The following is a 12,662-nucleotide window of genomic DNA, read 5'->3' on the forward strand; positions in this document are numbered from 1 at the left end:
CTTCATGCGCACGCGTCAGGTCGTGAGGCTGCCATCGGGACGCTGACCCGCGAGACCTTGCGCGAGACTCGCGAGCACCATCTCGCCCATCGCCGTGCGCGATTCCACCGTCGCGCTCGCGCGATGCGCCTGCAGCACGACGCGGTCCATATCGAACAGTTCGGCCGGCACGTTCGGTTCATCGACGAACACGTCGAGGCCCGCGCCCGCGATCGTGCCACGCGACAGCGCTTCGACGAGGTCGCTTTCCACGACGAGCTTGCCGCGCGCAATGTTGATGAGATAACCCTCCTTGCCCAATGCATCGAGCACCGCTGCGTTCACGATGCCTTTGGCCTTATCGGCCGCGGCGGCCAGCACGAGAATGTCGCTTTCGCGTGCGAGCGAGAGCAGATCCGGCACGAAGCGATAGTCGCTATCGTCCATGCGGCGCATATCGGTATAAGCGATCGGGCAGTTGAATGCGGCTGCGCGCTGCGCGATCGCGCGACCCACTTTGCCGAGGCCCACGATTCCCACGCGCTTGCCGCTGAAACGGCGCGACAGCGGGATCGCGCCGGGGTTCGGGTTCTTCACCCATTTGCCGGTCTTCACGAAATCGTTGCCGGGGCAGATCTCGCGCAGCACGGCGAGGATCAAACCAATCGCGAGATCGGCGACATCTTCGGTCAGCGCGCCGAACGTGCCCGTCACTGGAAGGCCGCGCGAGCGTGCGAATTCGAGATCGACCGCATCGGTGCCGACACCGTTCACCGCGATCACCTGCAACGCGGGCAAGCGCTCGATGAGATCGTTCGAGATGCCCGTATGCCCGCCGGTGATCACGCCGCGAATCGAGGCGCCATGCTCACGGATATACGCGTCCTTATCCTCCTTTTCGAAGAGGCGATGCATCGTATAGAGCGCATCCAGCTTTTCGTTGATGGCCGGTACGAGGATCGGGTTCAGTTGCAGAATGCTCGGCTTCAATTCGCGTGCTCCATGATGTTCGTTTCCGATGTGGAGCGCATGATGTCTGCTTTTGCCGGACACGTCCAATCCCAAAAGGCTATCAATTGATCCACGTATCGACGCATGACCGGCAGTGTTCTTATCGATTCAATTCGGGAATCAGGTAATAGCAATAAAAGATTGGACGCTCTTGCGCACCATCCCCACAATTCGAAGCATAAGAAGGCATATCGACAATAAAGCCTTGAAAATGACATCGGAGACAACAGCGTGAGCCTGCGCCCTACCCGCTTCCCATTCATTCGCCTCCTTCAAGCCGCAGCGCATGCACCACGGGAGGCGTCGCGATGAACAACGCTGACGGCATCATTGCGCCCTCGAAGGCGGAACCTTTCGCGGAGAAGCCCACGAAACACCGTTGGGTCGTGATGGGACTGATCTTCTGCATCTGGGCCATCGCATGTGCGGACCGCGCCAACTTCGGCATCGCGCTGCCGTATCTGAAGAAGGAATATCACATCACCAATACCGAAGCCGGTCTGATCGTCAGCCTGTTTTCGTTCGCGTATGGCTTCGTGCAGATTCCCGTTGGACTGCTTTACAAGCGACTCGGCAACAAAACGACGGGCTTGCTGTTCTCGGTCTTCATGATCCTCACTTCCGTGTTCACCGGATTGATGGGCACCACGTCGTCGGTAATCTTGCTGATGACGTATCGCGTGGGGCTCGGCTTGTCGGAAGGGCCGCTCGGCATCGGCTGCACGAACGTCATCAATCGCTGGTTTCCCGCGAAGGAAAAAGGCACGGCCACCGGCCTGTGGATCGCGGCATCGAAGCTCGGGCCGCTGATCGTGCCTTCGGTATGCATCATCGTGATTCAGTTGTGGGGATGGCGGGAGATCTTCTATGTGTTCGCGGTGCCGGGGATTCTGCTCGCCGTGGTGTGGATGTTCTTCGTCACCAACTCGCCCGGCGAGAACCGTTTCTGCTCGCCCGCCGAGCGCCGTTACATCGCCGATGAAACAATCGTCGGCGGCAATAGCGGCAAGTCGCTGTCCCGCGCGCACATGACGCCGATGCCCCGGCTCGACGCGATCAATCGCACGAAGCGCGTGCCGCAACTCGAGACGATTCGCCAGGTCTTCGGCTCGTGGAACATCTTCGGCATCGCGCTCGGTTATGGCTGCATGATCGGCATCAGCAATATTTTCATCTCGTGGATTCCCACGTATCTCGTCACCGTGAAAGGCTTCGCTTCAGTGAAGATGGGCTTTCTCGCCTCGGCGCCTTTCATCGGCGCGGTCGCGGGCAACATGCTTGGCGGCATCATCTCGGACCGCCTGCTCGGCGGCCGCCGCAAGCCCATGATGATGCTCGGCGCGCTCGGCACGATGATCATGACGTTCCTGTTGATAGATGCGCCCGATAGCGTCGCTTATCTCGGTGCAGCCCTCATGCTGGCGGGCCTCATGCTAGGCATCGGCTTCGCGGGTTACTCCGCATATCCGATGGGTCTCGCGACCAAAGCAACGTACCCGACGGCGTTCGGTATCGTGAACTCGCTGGGGCAGATCGGCGGCGCATGCGCCCCGCTCGCGGTCGGCCTGCTGCTCGACAGCTATAGCTGGACCGCCGTTTTTCTCTACATGGTCGGGACGTCGACGCTATGCCTGTTGTTGCTCTTCAGCGTGGTCGAGCCGATAGCCGGCGAGACGCAGTCCGCGAAGTAATCGTATCGATCACACGAATCGCGCCGCTTGATACGGCGCGATTCGTATCTCAGACTCGCATTCAAAGTCCGTTCTCGACCATATCGAGCAAGCGCCCGGCAAGCGGCTCGATCTGCGCGCGCTTCAATCCCTGCAACGGGCCTTCGATCACGAGCAGCGCGAAACCATGCACCGCGCTCCACGCGAGATATTCCGCTTCGGGCCTGCGCTTCGCATCGAGTGCGCCCGCGTCCACCATGTCATCCAGCGCCCGGCTGAGCAACTGAAAGGGATCGAGTCCGCTCGGCCCTGCGCCATACGGCTCATCATGTTCCGCCCATTCCGCTTGCGGCGCTGCGAAGGCCGTACGAAAAAGACCCGTCTCCGTCTGCGCAAAACGCAGATAACCCGTGCCGATAGCCCGCAATCCCGCGCGCGCCGCATCGGCGCGGCGGCGCTTTTTTGGGCGCGCGGCCAGTTCCTCTTCCATTGCCTGCGCGACGAACGACAGCGCCGCCGAGCGCACCGCCGATAGCAATTCCTGACGGCTCTCGAAGTGACGATAGGCCGCGTTCGGAACGACGCCTGCCCGACGCGTCGCCTCGCGCAGGACGATCGCATCCGGCCCGCCTTCGCGCGCCAGTTCGATGCCCGCTTCGATCAGCGCGCGTCGCAAATCCCCATGCCGGTAAGTACTGCGCGGCTTGCCATTTGTCATTTCGATTCGTTGGGCTTTCCATATGTGGACACTGTCCATTATCTCTGCTACTTTTTGTGGACGGTGTCCACAACGAGAAAAATAATTCCGCTTCGGTGCTTGCCGTTGCATTGTCACGACGCGGCGGCATCGTGTGCGATGTGGGTCGTCATACGGAAGGAGGCAGCCATGACAAAGCCGAACGATCGTGCGCAGTCGGATGAAAATGTCGCGCGCATTCGCGAACTGATCGAAGCGTGGCGACAGGCGGTGCTCGCGAAAGACGTCGAGGCACTCGTGAGCCACTACGCGCCGGATGTCGTCGTGTTCGATGTCGTGCCGCCCGCGTCTATCCAGGGCATCGCGCACTATCGCGAGAACTGGCAGCGCTGGTTCGACAGCATGAAAGGCCCGCTTGCGTTCGAGATGCGGGAAGTGGAAGTGGCCGCGAGCGGCGATCTGGCTTATGCGCACTCCGTCAACCGGGTCGCCGTGGGCGAGCAGGAGGACATCGTGCGCGCCACCGTGTGCTTCAGAAAGATCGACGGTGACTGGCGCGTCGTGCACGAGCACGCATCAGTGCCGCTCACGATGGATATGGACCCTGACGAGAAGTCATAACTCAAGGAGCAGACATGCAAGTGCAACCCTATTTGTTTTTCGAAGGCCGCTGCGAAGAGGCGATCACGTTCTATCGCGAGAGTCTGGGCGCGCAAGTCGTCATGATGATGCGCTACAGCGAAAACCCGGAAGCCGGCAAGGCTGAGACGGCCAGCGGCTGCGGCATTCCGCCGGGATCGGAAAACAAGATCATGCACTCGGCGTTCACCATCGGCGATTCCATGCTGATGGGTTCCGACGGCATGTGCAGCGGCAAGCCGGACTTCAAGGGCGTATCGCTCTCGCTCACGGCAAACGACGAACAGCAGGCGGAGAAATACTTCAACGCGCTGTCCAACGGCGGGCAGGTGCAAATGCCGATGACCCAAACGTTCTTCGCCAAGCGCTTCGGCATGGTGGCCGACAAGTTCGGCGTTTCATGGATGGTGCTCGGCGGCGTGGAAGGCAAGCCCGCGTGATCGTCAACTGTAGCACCGTCTGGAACGGGTCTTGCGCGCCTTTCACCGCATCAATTCGAAAGGAGCCGTGACATGAGCAACTATGCCGGACGTTCTCAGGAAGACCGCATCGCGCAGCGCAAGGGCAAGCAGCCAACTTCGCAGGAACAGCCGGGCGGGCCCATGGCCGAGCCCGGCACGGAACCCGACAAGGATCACAGCAGCGGCCAGTTGTCAGAGGAAGGCAAGCAGGCATGGCGCACGGGTTCAGGCATCGATGGAGGCGGAAAAACCTGACACGTATATCGACCTTCGGAAACGTGGAACAATGGCGGGGTGCCAGATGCACTAATTGCACCTTGATGACAGGAGCTTTCGATGAGCGCCCCGCGCAAAAACCATCTTTCAGGCTCGGACATGCCAGCTGACCCAGCCGATCGTCCGACCCGCGAGGAAGCCGAAGCCGCCGTGCGTGTTCTGTTGCGCTGGGCCGGCGACGACCCGAGGCGTGAAGGCCTGCTCGACACACCAGGCCGCGTCGTGCGCGCGTATGAAGAGTTCTTCGCGGGTTATACGCAAAATCCGCACGATATTCTCGCGCGTACGTTTTCCGAAGTGCAGGGCTATGACGAGATGATCGTCCTGAAGGACATTCGTTTCGAAAGCTATTGCGAGCATCACATGGTGCCGATCATCGGGCGCGCGCACGTTGCGTATCTGCCCAACAAGCGCGTTGTCGGCATTTCGAAGCTCGCGCGTCTCGTCGATGCCTTCGCGAAGCGTCTGCAGATTCAGGAGAAGATGACCGCGCAGATCGCGGATACGCTCAACGAAGTGCTGCAGCCGCTCGGCGTCGGCGTGATTCTCGAAGCCGCGCATCAGTGCATGTCGACGCGCGGCGTGCACAAGGCGGGCGTGTCGATGGTCACGTCGCGCATGCTCGGATCGTTTCGCGACGATCCATCGACGCGGCGCGAATTTCTTTCCATCGTCAGCGATCAGAGCGCGTTCAGCGTGTCGAATACATAAGGCCGCCAGCCAAAACGGACACGCAAAAAGAAAAGGGCCTCGCGGCCCTTTTGTCATTTATGCGCCGAAGCCATTGCCGGGCGCATCTGGCCCGCTGCCCTCGCGGATCTTGCCCTGCGACACGTTGCTCCCCGGCGGCACGCTGTGCGTGAGCCACACGTTGCCGCCGATCACCGAGCCTTTGCCGATGGTCACGCGCCCGAGAATCGTCGCGCCCGCGTAGATGACGACATCGTCCTCGACGATCGGATGCCGCGCGTTGCCCTTGACGAGCGAGCCATCGCTCATCGATGGAAAGCTCTTCGCGCCGAGCGTCACGGCCTGATAGACGCGCACATGTTGCCCGATCACCGCTGTCTCGCCGATCACCACGCCCGTGCCGTGATCGATGAAGAAACTCGGCCCGATAGTGGCGCCCGGATGAATGTCGATGCCCGTCAGCGAATGCGCGATCTCGTTGATGAAGCGTGCCAGCAGCGGCACGCCGAGCTTGTGCAACGCGTGCGCGAGGCGATGATGCGTCATCGCCCACACGCCCGGATAGCACAGCAGAATCTCGGTGACGTGCTGCGCGGCCGGATCGCCCGTGAAGGCGGCCTGAATATCGCTGACCAGTAACGCGCGGATCTGCGGCAACTGCGAGCCGAATTCACGCGCGATCGCAAAGGCTTGCGCGGAGAGCGTGGCATCGTCGGTATCGCGATGCTCGGGCAGGAAGCGCAGCGCGCGGCGAATCTGTTCGTGCAGCAGGCGCAAGGTGCTTTCGAGCGTCTGGCCGACGTAGTAATCGACGCTTTCGTCGGTCAGATCCGGCGCGCCGTAATGCGTGGGAAAGAGCGCCGAGCGCAAGCCGTTGACGATCTTCACGATCGCCTCGCGCGACGGCAACTCGCGTATGCCGAGCGGATGCCGTGTGCGATGCAGTTCTTCGCGCGACTGGCGCAGATCCGCGACGATGTGAGCGAGACCCCACTCCTGAGCCGTGTCACGTGTATTGTCTCGGGATGTTTCGAGGGGCGGTACGATGCCGGGCGTGGGCGTGTTCTGCATGTCGGCCATGAAGCAAGAGAAGCGGCCGTCGCACTCGCGCACGACGGGGGAAACTTCAAGAGTAACCGGTTTTGCAGAAGCCTGCCGCCCGGCGGCCCGTGCGTTTGCGTGCACGCGGTTTCATCGGGACATCGCTCAGACGGTTACGTTGCTTGCGTCGATCCAGCGCACGGCCCAGTCGCGCGCGTGCGCGATGGCATCGCCCTCGTTGCAAAATCGCAAGTCGGACGGAAAGAAGCGGTTCGCGACGAGCTCGCCATCGCTCGATCGCGAGATCACCACATACGGCTGGTAGCTGCCATCTCCGGCCCGGGCGGGCGCGCAGTTTAGAAGGTAGCCTCGATGTGAAAAGGCTGCATCGTGTTGCATGAGTCACCTGTGTGAAAGTGCCCTGCTCGTTCGAATCGCATTGCTCTTCTTCGACGGCAACGAAACGCGCCCTCCTTGTTGCTCGCGTCTCCACAGTTGCACTTTGCCGCCGACAGGTTCCAAATAATACTTGCAGGAAATAGGCTTGGGGACGAAAAAAAAACCCGAAATTTTGGGTGTCCGTTAAGGCGCCCTCCGGCAAGGCTCGCGGTTCCGTCGCCAAATATCCGGAACGAGTCTTGCATCGGGGCTTGTCAGTTCATGTCCAACGGAGCAACGCGATGAACAACGCTGAATCGAACCAGACGCAGACGCAGGAGAAGCAAAAGGATCAGGTCGCCGAGAGCCCGATCAAAACGCCCGCTGCCGAAACCGCGCACGTCAAGATGAGCGACGCGACGAAGGCCGCGTCGGGCGGAGAGGCCCACGCGGGCGCGGGCGCGGCCGTGAAAACGGAAAGGACGAAGGAAGGCATGCATGTGGGTCCGCAGGGTTTCTATGAAAAGCCCCCGCGCGGCGTCGATGTCGCCAACGATGACGGGCTCGACGACACCGTCGATGCCGACGCGAAGAGCATTCATGCAAGGCGCGAAGGGGAAATGCTCGCACGCGAGCCAGACACAGTAATCAATTCGAATGCGACGACGGTGAACTTCGTGCCCGAACCCGGCGACGGACTCGGCGGTTTCGACAGCCGTCCGGGGCGCAACGGCGTGCTGCTCGCGCTCGAGCGCGGCTATCACCTGATCGATCGCGGCATGGTTGCGCCGACTGTGCCCGAGGTCGAAGACAAGGTCCGCTTCGAAGCACGCGACGCGCACGGCCATACACTGCGCGGCCGCAAGCACTATGCGCTCAATCACTTGCGCCCCTCGCGGCTATTCGAACTCAAGCGCGGCTGAGGTGTATGAGGGCCGCGCATACATCAAGCAAAGAGCCGCATGGAATATGCGGCTCTTTTTTGTTCAAAGTGCTTTCAGTCTTGCTTTCAGCCTTCCTTCTTTTCGTCCTTGTCCTGATCGGGTTCGATGCGCGTCACGCCGCCCGTCGCGGGCGGATCGCTTGCGGGAAAGGTATCTTCGACAGCCTTGTCGACATCGTCTTCGTCACGTTCCGAATGAGGATGCTGTTCCTTCACGTTGCTCATTGTCGCTCCTGTGGTTGTGCGCCCCGTTCACATGATGCGCAGCAATACGCGTTCCCCGACCTGGCACGGCGTATGCGCATAGGCACCGCCAGCGAAGCGCCGCATTGCGGCACAAGCGATTGCGGGCGACAAGACGACCGACCAAGGTCTCGAATCGATAAAAGGGGAAAGACAAAATGACGACCATTCACGCGTACGACGCCTGTCCGTCAGAATCCGATGAAGGCGCGCCGCTTCCGACCACGACCCGCCACATCGTCACGCCCGAACAGCGCTTCACATCCGCAATCGCATGTCTCGGTGCGGCCTACGCGCTCTCCTGGGCGGAGTTTGCGCTGACGCTCGCGATTGGCCTTCCCGGCGATGCGTCGAGTCATCCGCTCGCGGCATCGATTGCGTCGCGCGTGCTGGTCGGCCTGCTTTACGTGTGCGTCGCGTCGCGGCTGCAATGGGCGCGCTGGCTTGCCATCGCGATCGGTTTCGTTTCGGTCGCGCTCGTTGCGCCCACGCTCGCGTTGCAATGGCATGTGTTCCCGGCGGCCGCGTTCGTGTCCGGCGCGGGACTCGTCTGCAAGTTCGCGGCATCGCTGTATCTCCTTTCGCCGATGCCACCGCGCCTCGCGCCCCGATAGCAATACCGCAGCGTTTCGCTGGCAATTCGAAACGCCCCGTTTGCAATCCTTGAAGCGGGCGCGCCTTTTTCGCGCGTCCGCTCGCTCGCACAATGCAAAGTTCATCAACCGTTGCGAGTCCAGTCATGAAAATCGCTGTCATCGGTGCAACCGGCACGGTCGGCCGGGCGGTCGCCGCCGAACTCAAAGCCCGTCACGAAGTCTTCGAAATCGGCGCCACGCGCGGTGCGCATCGCGTCGATCTGCTCGATCTCGTCAGCATCAAGCGGCTCTTCGATGAAATCGGCCACGTGGATGCGATCGTCGCGACCGCCGGTCACGTGCATTTCGGCCCGCTGATGAAGATGACGCCCGAGCAGTTCCGGCTCGGCCTCGACGACAAGCTGATGGGTCAGGTCAATCTCGTGCTCACCGCGCGCGACTATCTGAACGACGGCGGCTCGTTTACGCTTACGAGCGGCATCGTCGGCGCGGCGCCGATCCGTGAAGGCGCGAGCGCGGCGGCCGTGAACGGCGCGATCGAAGGCTTCGTCCGCGGCGCGGCGATCGAGCTGCCGCGCGGCCTGCGTATCAACGCCGTGAGCCCGACGATGCTCGAAGAAGCGCGCGAAAGCTTCGGTCCGTATTTCCGCGGCTTCGAGGCGGCGAGCGGCGCGCGCGTGGCGCTGGCGTACAGCCGCAGCGTCGAGGGCGCGGAGACCGGGCGTATCTACAACGTGCACTGACACTGACAGACGCGAAGTGTGCATGGAGCGCGGCGCGTCGATCGCTTATGCTCGGCGGATCACGAAGGCCTTGGAGCGGCGCGATGCAGTGGACCCGGGACGAATATCGACTGAGCACGGACATCGACGAGTTCGACTTCGATGTCGTGCACCGTTACCTGAGCGAAGTGGCGTATTGGTCGCCGGGCATCGCGCGTGAGAAGGTCGAGCGCGCCGCGCGTCATTCGCTCGCGTTCGGGCTTTTTCGCGGCGGCGCGCAGATCGGCTACGCGCGCATGATCACCGACACCGCGACCTTCGCCTATCTCGCCGACGTCTTCGTGCTGCCCGAGCATCAGGGCGCGGGCCTCGGAAAGTGGATGATGCAGTGCGTGATGGCGCATCCCGACCTGCAGGGACTGCGCCGCATGATGCTCGTCACATCCGACGCGCACGGGCTCTACGCGCGGCACGGATTCGCCGCGAGCAGGCATCCCGAACGCATCATGGAAAAGATCGCGAAGGCTTAGCCGCCCCTCACGCCCTGTGTGTTGACGTAAAGCGAATAGAGCCCATGGCTCGCCGCCATGAACAGGCGATTGCGATGCCGCCCGCCGAAGCACACGTTCGCGCAGCGCTCCGGTAAATCGATATGGCCGATCGCCTCGCCTTGCGGGGTGAACACGCGCACGCCGTCCAGCTCGGCGTCGCCCATGCCCCAGCCGCACCACAGATTGCCGTGAATGTCGAGGCGAAAGCCATCGGGGGTGCCCGCTCCCGCATCGATCAGCGCACGCGGCTCGCCGAGTTTTCGGCCGCCGTCGAGCACGTCGAACGCGTAGATCTTGCGCGGCGTCGCGCGCGATTCGACGACGTACAGCACCGATTCGTCCGGCGAGAACGCGAGTCCGTTCGGACCGACGAAAGCGTCGATCATCATCGTGATTTCGCCGCTTCGGCCATCGACGCGATACACGCACGGCTTCAACTGCGCTTCGTGCTTCTCGCCTTCATAAAAGCCGTCGATGCCGAAGGTCGGATCGGTGAACCAGATCGAGCCATCCGACTTCACGACGACATCGTTCGGCGAATTCAACGGCTTGCCGTCGTAGCTGTCGGCGATCACGGTGATGGAGCCGTCGTATTCGGTACGCGTCACGCGCCGCGCCAGATGCTCGCAGGTCACGAGCCGGCCTTCGCGGTCGCGCGTGTTGCCGTTCGCGTTGTTCGACGGCTTGCGAAACACGCCGACCTGACCGCTTTCCTCGTCCCATCGCAGGATGCGGTTGTTCGGGATGTCGCTCCAGAGCAGATAGCGGCCGTCGCCGAACCAGACCGGCCCTTCCGACCAGCGCGCGCCCTGATAAAGTCATTCCACCGACGCCGATGCGATGCGCAGCGCATTGAAGCGCGGGTCCAGCACGCGCACTGAGGGGTCGGGGTAGCGGCGCGAGTCGCTTGTCATGTGGGTTCATCTCCTTTTATGGATTTTTTGCAAACGCATTCTATTCGCTGCGCGGATCAATTCGGTCCGAGCTGGCCATCGCGCAAGCGCCAGAGCGACAGTGGATTGTCATCTGCCAGCGCCTCGGGCAACAGCGCCGCCGGCAAATCCTGATAACACACCGGCCGCAGAAAGCGTTCGATCGCCATCGCGCCGACCGAGGTCGAGCGGCTGTCGGAGGTCGCCGGATAGGGGCCGCCGTGCACCATTGCGTAGGACACTTCGACGCCCGTCGGAAAGCCGTTCGCGAGAATCCGCCCGGCCTTGCGCTCGAGCACCGGCAAGAGCCGCCGCGCGAGCTCTACATCGTCTTGCTCCATCAGGAGCGTGGCCGTCAGTTGACCCTCGAGACCGCGCGCGACGAGAATCATCTCGTCCTCGTCGCGGCATACGACGATCACCGAGGTCGGCCCGAAAATCTCCTCCGCCAGTTGCGGCTTCGCCAGAAACTCCTCCGCGCTCACGCGATACAGCGCCGGCAGCGCGCCGCTCGACGCCTCGCTCTTTTCACCCGTCGCAATGCGCTTCGCGGACGCATCGCGTTGCTTGACGCCGTCCTCGTAGGCCGCGGCGATGCCCGCCGTGAGCATCGTCTGCGTGCTCTTCTTTTCGATCGCCGCCGCGGCGTTGTCGATGAAGTCATCGAGATCCGGATCCGCGAGCCCGATCACGAGGCCCGGATTCGTGCAAAACTGGCCGACGCCGAGCGTGACCGAATCGATATAGCCCGCCGCCAGCGTATCGCCGCGCGCCGCCAGCGCGCCCGGCAGCGCGAATACCGGATTGACACTGCTCATCTCGGCGAAAACGGGTATCGGCACAGGGCGCTTCGCCGCGATATCGACGAGCGCCAGCCCGCCGCGCCGCGAACCGGTGAAGCCGACCGCCTGGATCGCCGGATGCGCGACGAGCGCCTCGCCGATTGCATTGCCCGCGCCGACGACGAGCGAAAACGTCCCCTCTGGCAAACCGCTGTCCGCGACCGCCTTCTGCACCGCGCGACCGACGAGTTCCGATGTGCCCAGATGGGCCGGATGCGATTTCACGACGACGGGACACCCCGCCGCGAACGCCGACGCCGTATCGCCGCCCGCCACCGAAAACGCCAGCGGAAAGTTGCTCGCGCCGAACACCGCGACCGGCCCGACGGGAATCTTTTGCAAACGCAGGTCCGAACGCGGCAGCGGCTTTCTGTCCGGCTGCGCGGAATCGAGGGTGGCGCAGAGCCATCGGCCCTCGCGCACGAGCGACGCGAACAGGCGCAATTGCCCGACCGTGCGGGCGCGCTCGCCTTCGAGCCGCGCCTTCGGCAGTGCGGATTCGGCCATCGCGCGCTCGATCAGCGTGTCGCCGAGCGCGGTGATGTTGTCGGCGATCGCTTCGAGAAACTGCGCGCGGGTTTCCAACGGTGCGTGGCGATAGTCGTCGAACGCCGCTTCGGCGAGCTCGCACGCGCGCGCGACTTCCGCCGCGCCGCCGCCGCCGAACGCGGGTTCGAGATCGGCATTGCGCGCGGGGTCGAACGCGCGGAGCGTGGCATCGGTGCCCCGCACGGCCGATGCGCCGATCAGCATGTCTCCGGTGATCTTCATGTCAGCTCCTCATCTCTGTTGGCGATGGGCGGCAAGCGCGTCGCGCGGCCGCCCGCACAAGCGAGTGACCCGCGGCCCGCGCAAGCGTTCCGCGCAGGACGTGCGAACCGCCGTCGAGGGAAGTGAAGCAAACGCGGTGCGCGGTCGCGGACAAGGCAGCTTCAGGCTCGAAGCTGTCCGTCCGGCGACGCAAAAACTATAGGCGCGACAAACCGCTTGT

15 protein-coding genes and 1 pseudogene are annotated in these 12,662 nt (G+C 62.8%); 9 read left to right on the forward strand and 7 right to left on the reverse strand.

Annotated elements, in window-relative coordinates:
* Positions 1-15: 15 nt before the first annotated feature.
* Positions 16-969, reverse strand: coding sequence for a 2-hydroxyacid dehydrogenase (locus NCR38_RS18725; RefSeq protein WP_061118142.1), 954 nt, complete (start codon positions 967-969; stop codon positions 16-18).
* A gap of 329 nt (positions 970-1,298) precedes the next feature.
* On the opposite strand from NCR38_RS18725, the gene NCR38_RS18730 reads away from it, so the two are divergent.
* Positions 1,299-2,681, forward strand: a complete 1,383-nt coding sequence (locus NCR38_RS18730; RefSeq protein WP_061118030.1) for an MFS transporter — start codon at positions 1,299-1,301, stop codon at positions 2,679-2,681.
* Between the two features lie 61 nt (positions 2,682-2,742).
* Here the strand turns inward: NCR38_RS18730 and NCR38_RS18735 are convergent, their stop codons facing one another.
* Entirely contained in the window at positions 2,743-3,378 is a 636-nt protein-coding gene (locus NCR38_RS18735) for a TetR/AcrR family transcriptional regulator (RefSeq protein ID WP_061118029.1), read from the reverse strand.
* A gap of 168 nt (positions 3,379-3,546) precedes the next feature.
* Between NCR38_RS18735 and NCR38_RS18740 the strand changes: the two genes are divergently transcribed.
* The 4 genes from NCR38_RS18740 (at position 3,547) to folE (ending at position 5,444) form a co-directional block, all read left to right on the forward strand.
* Positions 3,547-3,978 carry a nuclear transport factor 2 family protein gene (locus tag NCR38_RS18740; protein ID WP_061118141.1) on the forward strand — a complete coding sequence of 144 codons (432 nt, stop codon included), beginning with the start codon at positions 3,547-3,549 and terminating at the stop codon, positions 3,976-3,978.
* Between the two features lie 14 nt (positions 3,979-3,992).
* Entirely contained in the window at positions 3,993-4,436 is a 444-nt protein-coding gene (locus tag NCR38_RS18745) for a VOC family protein (RefSeq protein ID WP_061118028.1), read from the forward strand.
* Between the two features lie 72 nt (positions 4,437-4,508).
* Positions 4,509-4,712 (forward strand): hypothetical protein, encoded by a 204-nt coding sequence (locus NCR38_RS18750; RefSeq protein WP_250477459.1) that lies wholly within the window; start codon positions 4,509-4,511, stop codon positions 4,710-4,712.
* 81 nt (positions 4,713-4,793) lie between these two features.
* Complete coding sequence (gene folE / locus NCR38_RS18755; protein WP_061118026.1) at positions 4,794-5,444, forward strand: GTP cyclohydrolase I FolE; 651 nt, start codon at positions 4,794-4,796, stop codon at positions 5,442-5,444.
* A gap of 57 nt (positions 5,445-5,501) precedes the next feature.
* On the opposite strand, the gene epsC is transcribed toward folE, so the two are convergent.
* Both epsC and NCR38_RS18765 read right to left on the reverse strand, forming a co-directional pair.
* The gene (epsC, locus tag NCR38_RS18760; protein ID WP_250477460.1) at positions 5,502-6,494 is read right to left on the reverse strand and encodes a serine O-acetyltransferase EpsC; all 993 of its coding nucleotides are present in this window, start codon (positions 6,492-6,494) and stop codon (positions 5,502-5,504) included.
* A 135-nt stretch (positions 6,495-6,629) separates the two neighbouring features.
* A complete protein-coding gene (locus NCR38_RS18765) occupies positions 6,630-6,863 on the reverse strand; it encodes a hypothetical protein (RefSeq protein ID WP_061118025.1) in 234 nt (77 codons plus the stop codon).
* 281 nt (positions 6,864-7,144) lie between these two features.
* Between NCR38_RS18765 and NCR38_RS18770 the strand changes: the two genes are divergently transcribed.
* On the forward strand, positions 7,145-7,765 hold the full coding sequence (locus tag NCR38_RS18770; RefSeq protein WP_061118024.1) for a DUF3005 domain-containing protein: 621 nt from the start codon (positions 7,145-7,147) through the stop codon (positions 7,763-7,765).
* Positions 7,766-7,851: 86 nt separating this feature from the next.
* On the opposite strand, the gene NCR38_RS18775 is transcribed toward NCR38_RS18770, so the two are convergent.
* Positions 7,852-8,010 (reverse strand): hypothetical protein, encoded by a 159-nt coding sequence (locus NCR38_RS18775; protein WP_250477461.1) that lies wholly within the window; start codon positions 8,008-8,010, stop codon positions 7,852-7,854.
* Positions 8,011-8,186: 176 nt separating this feature from the next.
* On the opposite strand from NCR38_RS18775, the gene NCR38_RS18780 reads away from it, so the two are divergent.
* From NCR38_RS18780 to NCR38_RS18790, 3 genes are all read left to right on the forward strand, one after another.
* Positions 8,187-8,642: a hypothetical protein gene (locus tag NCR38_RS18780; protein ID WP_061118023.1), complete on the forward strand. Its 456-nt coding sequence runs from the start codon at positions 8,187-8,189 to the stop codon at positions 8,640-8,642.
* Positions 8,643-8,767: 125 nt separating this feature from the next.
* Positions 8,768-9,367, forward strand: coding sequence for a short chain dehydrogenase (locus NCR38_RS18785; protein ID WP_061118022.1), 600 nt, complete (start codon positions 8,768-8,770; stop codon positions 9,365-9,367).
* 83 nt (positions 9,368-9,450) lie between these two features.
* Positions 9,451-9,876, forward strand: coding sequence for a GNAT family N-acetyltransferase (locus NCR38_RS18790; RefSeq protein ID WP_061118021.1), 426 nt, complete (start codon positions 9,451-9,453; stop codon positions 9,874-9,876).
* Here the strand turns inward: NCR38_RS18790 and NCR38_RS18795 are convergent.
* Positions 9,873-10,811 (reverse strand): annotated as a pseudogene (locus tag NCR38_RS18795) (SMP-30/gluconolactonase/LRE family protein). The gene NCR38_RS18790 and the pseudogene NCR38_RS18795 overlap by 4 nt on opposite strands.
* Before the next feature lie 56 nt (positions 10,812-10,867).
* Positions 10,868-12,442: an aldehyde dehydrogenase (NADP(+)) gene (locus tag NCR38_RS18800; protein ID WP_250477462.1), complete on the reverse strand. Its 1,575-nt coding sequence runs from the start codon at positions 12,440-12,442 to the stop codon at positions 10,868-10,870.
* Positions 12,443-12,662 lie beyond the last annotated feature (220 nt).

This window comes from Caballeronia sp. INML1 (assembly GCF_023631085.1).
GTDB lineage: Bacteria > Pseudomonadota > Gammaproteobacteria > Burkholderiales > Burkholderiaceae > Caballeronia > Caballeronia turbans.